The sequence below is a fragment of the Amycolatopsis sp. SID8362 genome (assembly GCF_010550475.1).
In the GTDB taxonomy this organism is placed as follows: domain Bacteria; phylum Actinomycetota; class Actinomycetes; order Mycobacteriales; family Pseudonocardiaceae; genus Amycolatopsis; species Amycolatopsis eburnea.
In genome coordinates, this window is record NZ_JAAGNB010000179.1 from 1 (window position 1) to 13835 (window position 13835).

Genomic DNA, 13835 nt, shown 5'->3' on the forward strand with positions numbered 1-13835 from the left:
CGCAGCGGCCGGGCCGCAACGTCGTCCACTTCCCGGCGAGCGCGGGCAACGACCTGTCCGTGGGGGCCGCCGGGCTGGTCACGAAGGCCGTCGCGCGGCCGGGTGCCGAGGGCACCTGGGCCGACGTCGAGCTGCCACCCGGCCGCAGCGACCTGGAAATCCACCGCGGTGACGCGACGAGCTTCGTCGAGGTCGACGCGGGGACGGCGGCCGGTCCGGCGATCACCGACGCCGACGCGCCGGAATGCGCTTCGGCCGCGCTCGGCGGCCTGGTCGCCGGCCGCGCCGACGTGCTGAGCGCGTGCCCGTCCGACGCGCTGACACCGGAAGACGGGGGAGCGCTGGTCAAGCTCGTCGAGTTCCTCGCCGGGCGCAAGCCGTCCGCGCTGACGCTGGTCGAGGACGACTCCCCGCGTGGGGTCGCGGCCGCGAAGCTGGTGCGGGATACCGCGGCGCGCACCGGCCTCGCCGTGCGGCCGGACGCCGGGCCCGACACCGCGCTCGTCGTCGTCTCCGGCTGGAGCGCCGGGTACACGGCGATGACGCGCGCCGCCGAGCTGCAGCGTCTCGAACCCACCCACCAGTACGGGCTGTACCTGGCGCCGTGGCTGCTCAACGGGCCGATCGTCAACGCCGTCGCGAGCGCGTCGCTGCCGTTGCGGTTCGACCCGCGGGAGGCGACCGCGGTCGGGTACGCCGTGGCGGTCGGCAACCGCTTCGGCGGCGAAAGCCCGACGCTGGGCGGCTTCCGGAACTGGCTCGGCGCGGCCGGGTCCGCGGGCGACGTCCAGATCTTCGCCGCCGCCCAGGTCAACGCCATGCCGATGTACCCCACCGAACCCCACGTCACCGGGATGGTGATGGACCGCGACTACGCGGGCCAGTGGGTCCCCGACGGAACCATCGTGCCGATCACGTCGGTTCTCCGCTGAAAAACCGTTACCACGAAAGGAAAAGCATGAAGCGTCTCGCTGCCCGCGTGCTGCTGCCGCTCGTCGCGGCGACGGCGTTCACCGGCCTCGCCGCCGGTGTCGCCTCGGCCGACCCGACCGACGGTTCCGTCTGGCTCGTGCCCGGCGTCGACCTCGGCAGTGTGCTCGGACCGGTCGGCCAGCCGGTCGACCTGCTCGCCCCCGTCTTCAACCTGATCACCGCTGTTTCCTGAAAGGCAGGCACCCTATGAAGAAGACCCTCGCTGTCGCGCTCCTCACCGGTGCGGCCCTGTTCGGCGCGGCGGCGCCGGCGCTGGCCGCCGACGCCCCCGGGGTCGTCGTGGTCGACGAGCCGGACACCAGTGGCCTGAACAACATCTGGACGTTCGCGCCGCTGGGCGTCCCGGTGCTCGGCCTGATCCAGTCGATCAACGGCGTGCCGGGCAAGATCCTGCCCTCCTTCTGACCCGACGGCGGCCCCTCGCGCTCGAGGGGCCGCCGCTTTTCCCTGGGGAGTTCCCATGAACCGGCAGCTGGTGGGCAGGCTCGGCATCGCCGTGATCGCGATCGCCGCGGTGACCGCGGGCATCTTCATCCTCGGCGACAACGGTTCGCCGCCGTCACCGCCATCGGTCGCCGTGGTGGGGGAGCCGTCGCTGTCGTCGGTGCCGCCGCGCACGATCATGGCGACGGTGACGTCCACCTCGACCCCGCCGGCGCCGTCCGGCTACCAGGTGGTCTTCGAGCTGGCCGGAACCGGCACGGCGACGGTCGTCTACGACGCGAACGGCCTCGGCCTGGTGCACCAGGAGCTCGAGGTCCCGCTGCCGTGGCGCAAGGAGTTCTCCTGGGCGGCACCCGGGTCGATCCAGCTGCTCGGGCAGGGGAGCGGCGCGGTCGAATGCCGCGTCTCGGTCGGCGGCCGGGTGGTGAAGACGCAGAAGTCGGCGCCCGGCGCGGTCGCCGCCTGCGTCAGCTGAGGGGCTTCGCGAACCAGTGCTCGGCGAACTGCCCGTCGTTGAACGGCTCGACCTCGGCGTACCCGACCTTCGCGTAGAGCGCGCGGGCTTCGACGAGGTCGTGGCGGGTGTCGAGCCGCATGAGCCGCGAACCGAGCTCCCGGGCGGCGTCCTCGGCGGCCGCGACCAGCGCGGGCGCGCCACCGGAGCCCCGGTGGGCCGGCTTGACGAAGACCTTGGTCAGCTCGCTGATCCCCGGCGCGACGACCCGGGTGCCGGCGCAGCCCCCGACCTTCCCGCCGACGTACCCGACGAGGAACGCCCCGGTGGGCGGCACCAGGTCGGTGCCCGGCTCCTCGGCCACGTAGTGCGTGAGCTCCGCTTCGGTGATCGGGCGGCCGTAATAGCGCGAAGCGACTTCGTCCATGTAGTCGCGCATGATCGCGACGGCGTCCGGGTGGGCGACGTCGATCCGGGTGATCTTCCAGTCCACGTCCTCATCCTGCGGTCGCTGTCCAGCGAATTCCCCGTGGCCCGGGCACGATGGGGGGATGACGCCTCTCACGAAGCGCCTGGCGGTGGTGGCCGTCCTGCTCATCACGGCGGGCGCGATCCTGCTTTCAGTGGGCGCGATCGGCTTCCGGGCGACGTCCGATCAGCCTGATGCCAACATCGGCGCCGGCTTCGCCCTGCTGGCGGGCCCGTACATCGTGGGACTCGGGCTGGTGTTCGCGTTGTCGGCGGGGCTGACCCACCTCACTACGCGCCGCCGCTGACGCTCCACAGCGCCGCGGGCAGGCTGTCCGCCAGGTCGTCCAGGTAACCGGCCTCGGCCACGATGTTCTCCCGGGTCGCGCAGCCCGGCCCCCACGTCCGCGCCGAGCCGTGCTCGACGACGACGTCCCGCTGGGCGAACCGCGGGGTGGCGGCCAGCCACCGGGCCAGCTCGCCTTCGAGACGCGCGTCGGCCGGCATCGACACCTTCCCCGCGGTGATCCGCAGCTCCGGGCTCGGCGGCACCCGGACCTGCGTGACGTGGATGTCGCGGAAGTACGTGTGGTCGTCGAAGTGCCGGTACGGCTCCTGGGCGTCGATCGCGATGACCGGCCGGTCGCCGTGGCGGAACTCGACCCAGGTCGTGGCGCTGCCGGCCAGCGGGCGGCCGCTCGGGTGGCGCACCCCGAACGTCGGCACCGCCCGCGTGTCGCTGGGCACCCCGCTGTCGAAGACCCCGCCGCGCTCGGCCGCGAACGCCTTGAACCAATGCTCCTTGCGGCCTTCGACGAACTTCGTGTGCGAGCGCCACCAGATCGCGCCCGCCGCCGCGAAGATCGCGGCGACGAGGACGAGCACCACCACCAAGAGCATCAGAAGTCCAGGTCCTCGCGGGTCTCTTCGTCGGATTGGTCCCGGCCGGTCTCGCCGTAGTCGCTCGCCTTCTTGGCGTTCTTGACGTGGCTGTTGAGCTTGCCGAGGTGGTCGTTGAGCGTCTTCGCCGGGTTGTCGCCGGGCTTGGCCGGGTTGAACCCGAAGACACCCTTGGCGGCGGCCTCCCCGCCCTTCTTCGCGATCTCGGAGAGGGCGTTCTTCCCGGCCCGCTTGCCGATCATGCCTTCGGCGCCCTTGAGCTTGTCGACCAGGCCCATGCCCGCGTCGCGCTCCGCGATCTCGCCCAGCTTCTTCGCGGTCTTGCCGTCGGCGAACACCTTGCCCAGCTTCGTCGCGGCCAGCTTGGCCTTCATCTTCTGCAGCCAGTCGAGGATCTTCTGCAGCAGCTCGCGGACCTTCGAGACCTTCTTCGTCGTCTTCGCCGCGGTGGTGCCGAGCTTGACCTCCGACGCCGTGCCCGCGGTCGCGACCGACACGCCGCAGCTGGGCACGGCGGCGGCCAGCGCCGGGATCCAGATCATGATCAGCCAGGTGACCAGCTCGGTGAGGATCGCCTTGATCAGGTCCTCGATGAAGCTCATCAGCATGCTGCTCAGCTGCAGCATCTGCGCCATGTCGCCGGACTTCGCCGAGACGCCGCCGATGCCGTGCGCGAACTCGCCCAGCGACCTGCGCGCCGCGTCGCCGGCGTCGCCCTTCCAGTCCGCCAGCGACGTGTCGGCGACCTCGGCGAAGTTCTTCGCCAGCTGGTCCAGCCCGGTCGCGATGGCGTTGAAGTTGTCGGCCGCGATCCCGAGCGCCGGCCCGTCGCCGCTGACGAAGTGGATCGCGTCCTGGATCGGCTGGACGGCGCTGATCAGGAAGTTCAGCCCCTGCCCGACGAGCCAGCCGAGCGGGTCGGTGGCGATGTCGGTGATGGTGCTCGCGCTCGACTGGATGAAGGACGTCGTGTCGGTCGCGATCGTGCCGAGCCCGAGCGCGATGTCGACGCCGTCCGGGTGCGGCGCCGTGGCGGCCTTGGCCACCGAGACGACGTCCTTGCCCACCGTGACGGCGCTGCCGGCGAACGGGATCGCCTTGACCGCGTTGCCGACGTTCACCCCCAGCACGGTGTCCGGGTCGTCGCTCTTGACGTTCACGCCGCTCGCGACGTCTTGGTACTCCGCCATCGTGCCGGCCCCCTCAGGGCTTCTTCGGGCCGTCGAGCAGGACCTCGACCTGCCCGAAGAAGGCCTTGTGGTCGTCTTCGGTGCCCTGGTAGACGTTCGCCGCGTCGGTGAACTTGCCCTGGGCCGACGTCAGGCCCTCGGCCATCGACGCCAGCAGGTCGCGCAGCTCGTGCAGCGTCTCGTCGTACCCGTGCTTGGTGAACAGGCCCACCACGCCCCACGACTTGTCGCCGACGTCGGCCTGCCCGACCTTCTCGGTGAACTTCGCGCCCTGGTCCTTGTACTTGCCGAGCACGCCGACGTACTTCCGCAGCGCGTCGACCTCGACCTGGTAGCCGCCAGTCCCGTCGGGCATCAGTCCTCCTCGTCGAACAGGTTCTTCAGGAAGGTGTCGCCCGCGGACCCACCGGCCGCCGGCGGTGCTGCCGGGGGCGGCGCCGCGTCGTCTGACGGCCGCAGCACCCGTTCCTCGGAGAAGTCGTCCGGCGCGGCCGGCCGCTCCCGGGCGGGCGTCTCTTCCGCCAGCTTCGACCGCATTTCTTCGACGGTGGTTCCGAACGCCTCGGCCTGGGTCTCGAGGACCTGGTCGACCAGGCCGAGGTCGTCGCCGAGGTGCTCCTGGACGAGCACGGCCTGCCGCCGCGCCGCTTCGCCGACCGCCTCCCGCAGCGTCGTCATCAGGGCCGCGGACAGCGCCTGCGGGCCCTTCGCCAGCGCGGCGTCGGTGAACTTGACGTCGAGCACCGCCCCACCCGGCCCGGTGACCACGGTCACCCCGCCGTCCGGCGACGACGCCCCCGCCCGCAGCTCGGACAGCTGCTGCTGCATCGCCCCGAGCCCGGCGAACCGCTCGTCGACGTTCCGGATGCCCGACTGGAACCGCTCGAACTCGGTCACCAGCCGCTCGAACTCGGCCGCCATGCCCCTCGTCCCCTCCCGATCGCGTGTTTGCCCATCGTGGCGGTGTGACGCACGGAACGGCCGATCCGATCCCACTGCGTCACCCGGTCGGGTAATGGGTAGGTTTCCGGCCGCAAGGGGAAGCAGGGATGAACGCTAGGAGTGTGTGATGACCAGCACCGAAGGGGCCGGCCGGCCCGACGAGGAGCCGAAGTCGACCGGAAGCCACGCGGCGCCCGAGGGGGCCGGCGTGCACCCGCTGATCGACCTGTCGCGCGACCCGAACCCGGGCAAGCCCGACCACGCGAAGCCCGAAGAGGACTGAGACCCGCCGCCCGCGGTGCCGTGAATGACTCATTCACCTCGTCCGATGACATGAATGACTCATTCATGTCATCGGCACGGGGGACCGCCCGGCCCGGCCACTCGCGGGACCGGCCGCTCGTCCGCCGCGGTCTGACCTCCGGACCAGCGCCCGCCGGCCCCGGAACATCCCGCCGTCCGCGTGCGTTGTAACCCCCGGCGGCAGTCCACCACCCCCAGGGGAACCGCGGCCGCCACACCGGTGCGACCGGACTTCGGAACATCCCCCGGCCGGGCGGTGCCGAGAGGTAGGCTGGACGTTCGCCGACCTTCAGACCCCCCGCCGCGCTCCGTCCGGATCCGGGCGGGTATCTTTGGAGACCGTGCCCGGCATGCGTCGGGCCGCTCCGCGTGCCGTGCGGCATGGGCGGGGTGCTCAGGCATCCGGTCACCGGCTTCGGCAGGTCGGGGTTCCGACGGAAATCCCTCCGGGAAGTTACCGGTCGTCAGACCGTGACGCGGGCCGACACGCCCGACCGCGGGGGCCGGTGAAGACACGAAGAAGCAGATCACGACAGGAAGCTGGTCCATTGCCCACGATCCAGCAGCTGGTCCGCAAGGGCCGCCAGGACAAGGCTGCCAAGCAGAAGACCGCGGCCCTCAAGGGGAGCCCGCAGCGGCGCGGCGTGTGCACCCGCGTGTACACGACCACCCCCAAGAAGCCGAACTCGGCGCTGCGCAAGGTCGCGCGTGTGAAGCTGACCAGCGGCATCGAGGTCACCGCCTACATCCCCGGTGAGGGCCACAACCTGCAGGAGCACTCGATGGTGCTCGTGCGCGGTGGTCGTGTGAAGGACCTTCCGGGTGTCCGTTACAAGATCATCCGCGGTTCGCTCGACACGCAGGGTGTCAAGAACCGCAAGCAGGCGCGCAGCCGGTACGGCGCGAAGAAGGAGAAGAGCTAATGCCCCGCAAGGGTCCGGCCCCGAAGCGGCCGCTGATCTCCGACCCCGTCTACGCCTCCCCGCTGGTCACCCAGCTGGTGAACAAGGTGCTGAAGGACGGGAAGCGGTCCCTGGCCGAGCGCATCGTGTACGGCGCGCTCGAAGGCGCTCGCGAGAAGACCGGCACCGACCCGGTCGTCACGCTGAAGCGCGCTCTCGACAACGTGAAGCCCACCATCGAGGTGAAGAGCCGCCGCGTCGGTGGCGCCACCTACCAGGTGCCGATCGAGGTCAAGCCGGGCCGCTCCACGACCCTGGCGCTGCGCTGGCTGGTCTCCTTCTCGCAGGCTCGCCGCGAGAAGACGATGATCGAGCGCCTGCAGAACGAGCTCCTGGACGCTTCCAACGGCCTCGGTGCCTCCGTGAAGCGTCGCGAGGACACGCACAAGATGGCCGAGTCCAACCGGGCCTTCGCGCACTACCGCTGGTGATGACCGCCCGGCTGTCGACCAAGCCATGCCGGGCCCCAAGCTTGAGAACAGGGGAACACTCTCGTGGCACGTGAAGTGCTGACCGACCTGAACAAGGTCCGCAACATCGGCATCATGGCCCACATCGACGCCGGCAAGACGACGACCACCGAGCGGATCCTGTTCTACACCGGGGTCAACTACAAGATCGGTGAAGTCCACGACGGCGCCGCCACCATGGACTGGATGGAGGAGGAGCAGAAGCGGGGTATCACCATCACCTCGGCTGCGACCACCACCTTCTGGAACGACTACCAGATCAACCTGATCGACACCCCCGGGCACGTCGACTTCACCGTCGAGGTGGAGCGCAACCTGCGGGTGCTCGACGGCGCGGTCGCCGTCTTCGACGGCAAGGAAGGTGTCGAGCCGCAGTCCGAGCAGGTCTGGCGGCAGGCGGACAAGTACGACGTCCCGCGCATCTGCTTCGTCAACAAGATGGACAAGCTGGGTGCGGACTTCTACTACACGCTGAAGACCATCACGGAGCGCCTCGGCGTCAAGCCGCTGGCCATCCAGCTCCCGATCGGCGCCGAGAACGACTTCGAAGGCGTCGTCGACCTGGTCCGCATGAAGGCGCTGACCTGGCGCGGCGAGGTCCAGAAGGGCGAGGACTACTCGGTCGAGGACATCCCGGCCGACCTGGCCGACCGCGCGGCGGAGTACCGCGAGAAGCTGATCGAGGCCGTCGCCGAGACCGACGACGCGCTGATGGAGAAGTTCCTCGAGGGCGAAGAGCTGTCGACGGACGAGATCAAGTCCGGCATCCGCAAGCTGGTCATCACCCGCGAGGCGTTCCCGGTCCTGGCCGGCTCCGCCTTCAAGAACAAGGGCGTGCAGCCCATGCTCGACGCGGTGATCGACTACCTGCCGTCGCCGCTGGACGTCCCGGCCGTCGAGGGCCTGCTGTCCGACGGCGAGACCGTCGTGACCCGCAAGGCCTCGGTGGACGAGCCGTTCGCCGCGCTCGCGTTCAAGATCGCCGCGCACCCGTTCTTCGGCAAGCTGACCTACATCCGGGTGTACTCGGGCAAGGTCGCCGCCGGCGCGCAGGTCATCAACGCGACCAAGGAGCGCAAGGAGCGCATCGGGAAGATCTTCCAGATGCACTCCAACAAGGAGAACCCGGTCGACGACGCCCAGGTCGGCCACATCTACGCGGTCATCGGGCTGAAGGACACCACCACGGGTGACACCCTGGCGGACCCGCAGAACCCGATCGTGCTGGAGTCGATGACGTTCCCCGAGCCGGTCATCCGGGTCGCGATCGAACCGAAGACGAAGGCCGACCAGGAGAAGCTGTCCCTGGCGATCCAGAAGCTGGCCGAAGAGGACCCGACGTTCCAGGTCAAGCTGGACGAGGACACCGGCCAGACGATCATCGCGGGCATGGGCGAGCTGCACCTCGAGGTGCTGGTGAACCGGATGAAGTCCGACTACAAGGTCGAGGCGAACATCGGCAAGCCGCAGGTCGCCTACCGTGAGACGATCAAGAAGACGGTCGACAAGCTCGACTACGTCCACAAGAAGCAGACCGGTGGTTCCGGCCAGTTCGCGAAGGTCATCGTGAAGCTGGAGCCGCTCGAGCGCACCGACGGCGCGCTCTACGAGTTCGACAACAAGGTGACCGGTGGTCGCGTGCCGCGGGAGTACATCCCCTCGGTGGACGCGGGCGCGCAGGACGCGATGCAGTACGGCGTCCTGGCCGGCTACCCGCTCGTCGGGTTGAAGTTCACCCTGTTGGACGGTGCGTACCACGAGGTCGACTCTTCGGAGATGGCGTTCAAGATCGCCGGTTCCATGGCGATGAAGGAAGCCGCGAAGAAGGCCGGCCCGGTGATCCTGGAGCCGATGATGGCGGTCGAGGTGACCACGCCCGAGGACTACATGGGTGACGTCATCGGTGACCTCAACTCCCGCCGTGGTCAGATCCAGGCCATGGAGGAGCGGTCGGGCACCCGCGTCGTGAAGGCGCTGGTCCCGCTGTCGGAGATGTTCGGCTACGTCGGCGACCTGCGGTCCCGCACCCAGGGCCGGGCGAACTACTCCATGGTGTTCGACTCCTACGCCGAGGTTCCCGCGAACGTCGCGAAGGAAATCATCGCGAAGGCGACGGGGGAGTAACTCCCCCCAGCGCTCGCGGGCATTAAGGGACTCTCCTGAACGTCCGCAGCACCGACGAAGGAACATTCAGCGGGCGGCAGCCACGCCGCCCGCTGAGCACGAAGCAAATCAGTCCAGGAGGACATTCCAGTGGCGAAGGCGAAATTCGAGCGGACCAAGCCGCACGTCAACATCGGCACCATCGGCCACGTTGACCACGGCAAGACGACTCTGACCGCGGCGATCACCAAGGTGCTGCACGACAAGTACCCGGAGCTGAACGAGTCGCGGGCGTTCGACCAGATCGACAACGCGCCGGAAGAGAAGCAGCGCGGCATCACGATCAACATCTCGCACGTCGAGTACCAGACCGAGAAGCGTCACTACGCGCACGTCGACGCCCCCGGTCACGCGGACTACATCAAGAACATGATCACCGGTGCGGCGCAGATGGACGGCGCGATCCTCGTGGTCGCGGCGACCGACGGCCCGATGCCGCAGACCCGCGAGCACGTGCTGCTCGCCCGCCAGGTCGGCGTGCCCTACATCGTGGTCGCGCTGAACAAGGCCGACATGGTCGACGACGAGGAGATCCTGGAGCTCGTCGAGCTCGAGGTCCGCGAGCTGCTGTCCTCGCAGGAGTTCCCCGGCGACGACGCCCCGGTCGTGCGCGTGTCCGGTCTCAAGGCCCTCGAGGGCGACGAGAAGTGGGCCGACGCCGTGCTCGAGCTGATGACCGCCGTCGACGACAACGTGCCGGACCCGGTGCGCGAGCTCGACAAGCCGTTCCTGATGCCGATCGAGGACGTCTTCACCATCACCGGTCGTGGCACCGTGGTGACCGGTCGCGTCGAGCGCGGCCAGATCAACGTCAACGAAGAGGTCGAGATCGTGGGTATCCGCGAGAAGTCGACCAAGACCACCGTCACCGGTGTCGAGATGTTCCGCAAGCTGCTCGACTCGGGCCAGGCGGGCGACAACGTCGGCCTCCTCGTCCGCGGCATCAAGCGCGAGGACGTCGAGCGCGGCCAGGTCGTCGTGAAGCCGGGCACCACCACCCCGCACACCGACTTCGAGGGCCGGGTCTACATCCTGTCGAAGGACGAGGGTGGCCGTCACACCCCGTTCTTCAACAACTACCGCCCGCAGTTCTACTTCCGCACCACCGACGTGACCGGCGTCGTGACCCTCCCCGAGGGCACCGAAATGGTCATGCCGGGCGACAACACCGACATCTCGGTCCAGCTGATCCAGCCGGTCGCGATGGACGAGGGTCTGCGCTTCGCCATCCGCGAGGGTGGCCGGACCGTCGGCGCGGGTCAGGTCACCAAGATCAACAAGTGATTTCACGCCCCGGCCGGGGGTAATACACCCCCGGCTCAAGGGCGTCAAATCACGTGTGCGACACTATTCAGGTTGCTCGTCCTGGGGCGGCCGATCCTCGTCGGGGTTTTCTCCACGAGGGTCCGGCCGCCCTGGCGCGAGTGGCCACGGTCCGCCGAGCCTCTTCCTTCGGGTAGGCGAGCGGGCAAAGGCAGTGAGACGGCCAGCCGGCTCATAGCCTCCTCACGTTGAGGAAGACCAGGCAAGACGACGATCCCGCGGGATCCGTCTGTGCGTCGGGCGCGACACGCCCGACCGCGTGGACCGGGGACAGGGCCGTTGAACTGCGGAAACCCAGCCAGGGTGGCGACATCCGGGCGGGGTTTGTGAGATAGCGGCACGAGACGACAAGGAACGAGCAGCCACCATGGCGGGACAGAAGATCCGCATCCGGCTCAAGGCCTACGACCACGAGGCGATCGACACCTCGGCGCGCAAGATCGTGGAGACGGTCACGCGCACCGGCGCCCGGGTTGTCGGGCCGGTGCCGCTGCCCACCGAGAAGAACGTTTACTGCGTCATCCGCTCGCCGCACAAGTACAAGGACTCGCGCGAGCACTTCGAGATGCGCACGCACAAGCGTCTGATCGACATCCTCGACCCGACGCCGAAGACGGTCGACGCGCTGATGCGCATCGACCTGCCGGCGAGCGTCGACGTCAACATCCAGTAAGCGTTGGGCGAGCGGCGGAGATAAGAGACTCATGTCTGACAGGCAAATGAAGGGCATCCTGGGCACCAAGCTCGGCATGACCCAGGTCTTCGACGAGCAGAACCGGGTTGTCCCGGTCACCGTCGTGAAGGCCGGTCCGAACGTGGTCACCCAGGTTCGGACCCAGGAGAAGGACGGCTACAAGGCCGTGCAGCTGGCGTTCGGCGCGGTCGACCCGCGCAAGGTGAACAAGCCGCGCACCGGCCACTACGACAAGGCGGGCGTGACGCCGCGCCGGTTCCTCGCCGAGCTGCGCACCACCGACGCCGAGACCTACGAGGTCGGCCAGGAGATCACCGCCGAGGTGTTCGCCGCCGGCGTCGAGGTCGACGTGACCGGTACCAGCAAGGGCAAGGGCTACGCGGGTGTCATGAAGCGCCACGGTTTCAAGGGCCAGGGCGCGAGCCACGGTGCCCAGGCCGTGCACCGCAAGCCGGGTTCGATCGGTGGCTGCGCCACCCCCGGCCGCGTCTTCAAGGGCCTGCGCATGGCGGGCCGGATGGGCAACGACCGGGTCACCACGCAGAACCTGACCGTGCACGCCGTGCGTGCCGAGGACGGCCTGCTGCTGATCAAGGGCGCCGTGCCCGGTCCCAAGGGCGGCCTGCTGTTCGTGCGCAGCGCCGCGAAGGGTGGTAACTCCGAATGACAAGCGTCGAGCTGAAGACCCCGGCCGGTAAAGCCGACGGCACCGTGGACCTCCCCGAGGAGATCTTCGACGTGCAGGCCAATGTCGCGCTGATGCACCAGGTGGTGGTGGCCCAGCAGGCCGCCGCGCGCCAGGGCACGCACGACACGAAGACCCGTGGTGAGGTCTCCGGTGGCGGCAAGAAGCCGTACCGGCAGAAGGGCACCGGCCGTGCCCGCCAGGGTTCGACCCGCGCGCCGCAGTTCGTCGGCGGTGGCGTCGTCCACGGCCCCACGCCGCGTGACTACTCGCAGCGCACCCCGAAGAAGATGAAGGCCGCCGCTCTGCGTGGCGCCCTCTCCGACCGGGCGCGCGCCGGCCAGCTGCACGTCGTCACCGAGCTGGTGACGGGCGAGAAGCCGTCGACCAAGGCCGCCAAGACCGCCCTCGCCGCCGTCACGGCCGCGAAGCGCGTGCTCGTGGTGCTGCACCGGGACGACGAGCTGAGCTGGGTTTCCCTGCGGAACCTGCCCGAGGTGCACATCCTCTGGGCGGACCAGCTCAACACCTACGACGTGCTGGTCAACGACGACGTCGTGTTCACCAAGGCCGCGTACGACGCGTTCGTCGCCGGCCCCGTCCGCGGCAAGGCCGTCAAGGCTTCCGCGCGGTCGGGCGAGGTCACGGAAGGGAGTGACGAGAAGTGAGTTCGGTCGCCATTCCGGACCCCCGCGACATCCTGCTCGCGCCGGTCATCTCCGAGAAGTCCTACGGGCTGCTCGAGGACCACAAGTACACGTTCATCGTCCGCCCGGACGCCAACAAGACCCAGATCAAGATCGCGGTCGAGAAGGTGTTCGGCGTCAAGGTGGTCAGCGTCAACACGGCCAACCGCCAGGGCAAGCGGAAGCGGACTCGCGCGGGCTTCGGCAAGCGCAAGGACACCAAGCGCGCCATCGTGACTCTTTCGCCCGAGAGCAAGGCGATCGAGATCTTCGGCGGACCCACCGCGTAAAGGACTGAGCTGACAATGGGCATCCGCAAGTACAAGCCGACGACCCCGGGTCGTCGCGGTTCGAGCGTCTCGGACTTCGCCGAGATCACCCGCTCCACCCCGGAGAAGTCGCTGCTTCGTCCGCTGAGCGGTTCGGGCGGTCGCAACTCGTCCGGCAAGATCACCACCCGGCACAAGGGTGGCGGCCACAAGCGCGCGTACCGCGTCATCGACTTCCGTCGCAACGACAAGGACGGCATCCCCGCCAAGGTCGCGCACATCGAGTACGACCCCAACCGGTCCGCTCGCATCGCGCTGCTGCACTACGCCGACGGCGAGAAGCGCTACATCATCGCGCCGGAGAAGCTGAAGCAGGGCGACACCGTCGAGAACGGCCCCCGGGCCGACATCAAGCCGGGCAACAACCTGCCGCTGCGCAACATCCCGGTCGGCACCGTGATCCACGCGATCGAGCTCCGCCCCGGCGGCGGCGCGAAGATGGCGCGGTCGGCCGGCGCGAAGGTGCAGCTCGTCGCCAAGGACGGGCCGTACGCCCAGCTGCGTCTCCCCTCGGGCGAGATCCGCAACGTGGACGTGCGCAACCGCGCCACGGTCGGCGAGGTCGGCAACTCCGAGCACGCCAACATCAACTGGGGCAAGGCCGGCCGCAACCGCTGGCGCGGCAAGCGCCCCACGGTCCGCGGTGTCGTCATGAACCCGGTCGACCACCCGCACGGTGGTGGTGAGGGCAAGACCTCCGGTGGTCGCCACCCGGTCAACCCGAACGGTAAGCCCGAGGGCCGCACGCGCCGGCGCAAGCCGTCCGACGCCCTCATCGTCCGCCGCCGTCGCACCGGCAAGAACAAGCGCTGAGCAGGGAGGTAGAACA

At 69.1% G+C, this 13835-nt stretch carries 19 protein-coding genes and 1 pseudogene; 15 read left to right on the forward strand and 5 right to left on the reverse strand.

The genetic code is table 11. The features are described from left to right. The 4 genes and pseudogenes from G3I65_RS06015 to G3I65_RS06030 form a co-directional block, all read left to right on the forward strand. Positions 1-932: pseudogene (locus tag G3I65_RS06015) on the forward strand (hypothetical protein); the annotation flags it as partial. Positions 933-958: 26 nt separating this feature from the next. Then, positions 959-1165: a hypothetical protein gene (locus tag G3I65_RS06020; protein WP_160695217.1), complete on the forward strand. Its 207-nt coding sequence runs from the start codon at positions 959-961 to the stop codon at positions 1163-1165. Positions 1166-1179: 14 nt separating this feature from the next. Then, on the forward strand, positions 1180-1398 hold the full coding sequence (locus tag G3I65_RS06025) for a hypothetical protein (RefSeq protein ID WP_125309997.1): 219 nt from the start codon (positions 1180-1182) through the stop codon (positions 1396-1398). Positions 1399-1453: 55 nt separating this feature from the next. Then, a complete protein-coding gene (locus tag G3I65_RS06030; RefSeq protein WP_160695218.1) occupies positions 1454-1912 on the forward strand; it encodes a hypothetical protein in 459 nt (152 codons plus the stop codon). On the opposite strand, the gene G3I65_RS06035 is transcribed toward G3I65_RS06030, so the two are convergent. Further along, a complete protein-coding gene (locus G3I65_RS06035) occupies positions 1905-2384 on the reverse strand; it encodes a GNAT family N-acetyltransferase (RefSeq protein WP_309235288.1) in 480 nt (159 codons plus the stop codon). The two genes, G3I65_RS06030 and G3I65_RS06035, sit on opposite strands and share 8 nt — an antisense overlap. 58 nt (positions 2385-2442) lie before the next feature. Between G3I65_RS06035 and G3I65_RS06040 the strand changes: the two genes are divergently transcribed. Beyond that, positions 2443-2667 (forward strand): hypothetical protein, encoded by a 225-nt coding sequence (locus G3I65_RS06040; protein ID WP_160695220.1) that lies wholly within the window; start codon positions 2443-2445, stop codon positions 2665-2667. On the opposite strand, the gene G3I65_RS57035 is transcribed toward G3I65_RS06040, so the two are convergent. Genes G3I65_RS57035 through G3I65_RS06060 form a run of 4 tightly spaced genes read right to left on the reverse strand, consistent with a single transcriptional unit; the run spans position 2651 to position 5370 of the window. Beyond that, positions 2651-3259, reverse strand: a complete 609-nt coding sequence (locus tag G3I65_RS57035) for a hypothetical protein (protein ID WP_239070611.1) — start codon at positions 3257-3259, stop codon at positions 2651-2653. The two genes, G3I65_RS06040 and G3I65_RS57035, sit on opposite strands and share 17 nt — an antisense overlap. Further along, a complete protein-coding gene (locus tag G3I65_RS06050; RefSeq protein ID WP_160695221.1) occupies positions 3259-4449 on the reverse strand; it encodes a hypothetical protein in 1191 nt (396 codons plus the stop codon). The genes G3I65_RS57035 and G3I65_RS06050 overlap by 1 nt, the downstream gene beginning before the upstream one ends. A gap of 13 nt (positions 4450-4462) precedes the next feature. After that, positions 4463-4804, reverse strand: coding sequence for a hypothetical protein (locus G3I65_RS06055; protein WP_086857725.1), 342 nt, complete (start codon positions 4802-4804; stop codon positions 4463-4465). Further along, on the reverse strand, positions 4804-5370 hold the full coding sequence (locus G3I65_RS06060; RefSeq protein WP_160695222.1) for a YbaB/EbfC family nucleoid-associated protein: 567 nt from the start codon (positions 5368-5370) through the stop codon (positions 4804-4806). The genes G3I65_RS06055 and G3I65_RS06060 overlap by 1 nt, the downstream gene beginning before the upstream one ends. 148 nt (positions 5371-5518) lie before the next feature. Between G3I65_RS06060 and G3I65_RS56365 the strand changes: the two genes are divergently transcribed. The 10 genes from G3I65_RS56365 (at position 5519) to rplB (ending at position 13819) form a co-directional block, all read left to right on the forward strand. Further along, on the forward strand, positions 5519-5674 hold the full coding sequence (locus G3I65_RS56365) for a hypothetical protein (protein ID WP_125309983.1): 156 nt from the start codon (positions 5519-5521) through the stop codon (positions 5672-5674). 568 nt (positions 5675-6242) lie between these two features. Further along, complete coding sequence (gene rpsL, locus G3I65_RS06065; protein ID WP_003102113.1) at positions 6243-6617, forward strand: 30S ribosomal protein S12; 375 nt, start codon at positions 6243-6245, stop codon at positions 6615-6617. Then, a complete protein-coding gene (gene rpsG / locus G3I65_RS06070; RefSeq protein WP_003102106.1) occupies positions 6617-7087 on the forward strand; it encodes a 30S ribosomal protein S7 in 471 nt (156 codons plus the stop codon). The genes rpsL and rpsG overlap by 1 nt, the downstream gene beginning before the upstream one ends. 63 nt (positions 7088-7150) lie before the next feature. After that, entirely contained in the window at positions 7151-9250 is a 2100-nt protein-coding gene (gene fusA, locus G3I65_RS06075; protein ID WP_160695223.1) for an elongation factor G, read from the forward strand. Positions 9251-9379: 129 nt separating this feature from the next. Next, positions 9380-10573 (forward strand): elongation factor Tu, encoded by a 1194-nt coding sequence (gene tuf / locus G3I65_RS06080; protein WP_086857327.1) that lies wholly within the window; start codon positions 9380-9382, stop codon positions 10571-10573. Between the two features lie 406 nt (positions 10574-10979). After that, a complete protein-coding gene (gene rpsJ, locus G3I65_RS06085; protein ID WP_003102098.1) occupies positions 10980-11285 on the forward strand; it encodes a 30S ribosomal protein S10 in 306 nt (101 codons plus the stop codon). Between the two features lie 31 nt (positions 11286-11316). Continuing rightward, entirely contained in the window at positions 11317-11973 is a 657-nt protein-coding gene (gene rplC / locus G3I65_RS06090) for a 50S ribosomal protein L3 (protein ID WP_086675504.1), read from the forward strand. Continuing rightward, entirely contained in the window at positions 11970-12659 is a 690-nt protein-coding gene (rplD, locus tag G3I65_RS06095; protein ID WP_160695224.1) for a 50S ribosomal protein L4, read from the forward strand. The genes rplC and rplD overlap by 4 nt, the downstream gene beginning before the upstream one ends. After that, positions 12656-12967 carry a 50S ribosomal protein L23 gene (rplW, locus tag G3I65_RS06100; RefSeq protein ID WP_003102087.1) on the forward strand — a complete coding sequence of 104 codons (312 nt, stop codon included), beginning with the start codon at positions 12656-12658 and terminating at the stop codon, positions 12965-12967. The genes rplD and rplW overlap by 4 nt, the downstream gene beginning before the upstream one ends. Before the next feature lie 15 nt (positions 12968-12982). Continuing rightward, on the forward strand, positions 12983-13819 hold the full coding sequence (gene rplB / locus G3I65_RS06105) for a 50S ribosomal protein L2 (RefSeq protein ID WP_086675502.1): 837 nt from the start codon (positions 12983-12985) through the stop codon (positions 13817-13819). The last annotated feature ends 16 nt before the right edge of the window (positions 13820-13835 follow it).

Coding starts and splice junctions, on each gene's coding strand:
- rplB (WP_086675502.1), top strand. CDS start 12,983: ATGGGCATCCGCAAGTACAAGCCGACGACCCCGGGTCGTCGCGGTTCG.
- rpsJ (WP_003102098.1), top strand. CDS start 10,980: ATGGCGGGACAGAAGATCCGCATCCGGCTCAAGGCCTACGACCACGAG.
- rpsG (WP_003102106.1), top strand. CDS start 6,617: ATGCCCCGCAAGGGTCCGGCCCCGAAGCGGCCGCTGATCTCCGACCCC.
- G3I65_RS06025 (WP_125309997.1), top strand. CDS start 1,180: ATGAAGAAGACCCTCGCTGTCGCGCTCCTCACCGGTGCGGCCCTGTTC.
- G3I65_RS06050 (WP_160695221.1), bottom strand. CDS start 4,449: ATGGCGGAGTACCAAGACGTCGCGAGCGGCGTGAACGTCAAGAGCGAC.
- G3I65_RS06055 (WP_086857725.1), bottom strand. CDS start 4,804: ATGCCCGACGGGACTGGCGGCTACCAGGTCGAGGTCGACGCGCTGCGG.
- G3I65_RS06030 (WP_160695218.1), top strand. CDS start 1,454: ATGAACCGGCAGCTGGTGGGCAGGCTCGGCATCGCCGTGATCGCGATC.
- rplC (WP_086675504.1), top strand. CDS start 11,317: ATGTCTGACAGGCAAATGAAGGGCATCCTGGGCACCAAGCTCGGCATG.
- G3I65_RS06060 (WP_160695222.1), bottom strand. CDS start 5,370: ATGGCGGCCGAGTTCGAGCGGCTGGTGACCGAGTTCGAGCGGTTCCAG.
- rplD (WP_160695224.1), top strand. CDS start 11,970: ATGACAAGCGTCGAGCTGAAGACCCCGGCCGGTAAAGCCGACGGCACC.
- G3I65_RS57035 (WP_239070611.1), bottom strand. CDS start 3,259: ATGCTCTTGGTGGTGGTGCTCGTCCTCGTCGCCGCGATCTTCGCGGCG.
- G3I65_RS06020 (WP_160695217.1), top strand. CDS start 959: ATGAAGCGTCTCGCTGCCCGCGTGCTGCTGCCGCTCGTCGCGGCGACG.
- G3I65_RS06040 (WP_160695220.1), top strand. CDS start 2,443: ATGACGCCTCTCACGAAGCGCCTGGCGGTGGTGGCCGTCCTGCTCATC.
- G3I65_RS56365 (WP_125309983.1), top strand. CDS start 5,519: ATGACCAGCACCGAAGGGGCCGGCCGGCCCGACGAGGAGCCGAAGTCG.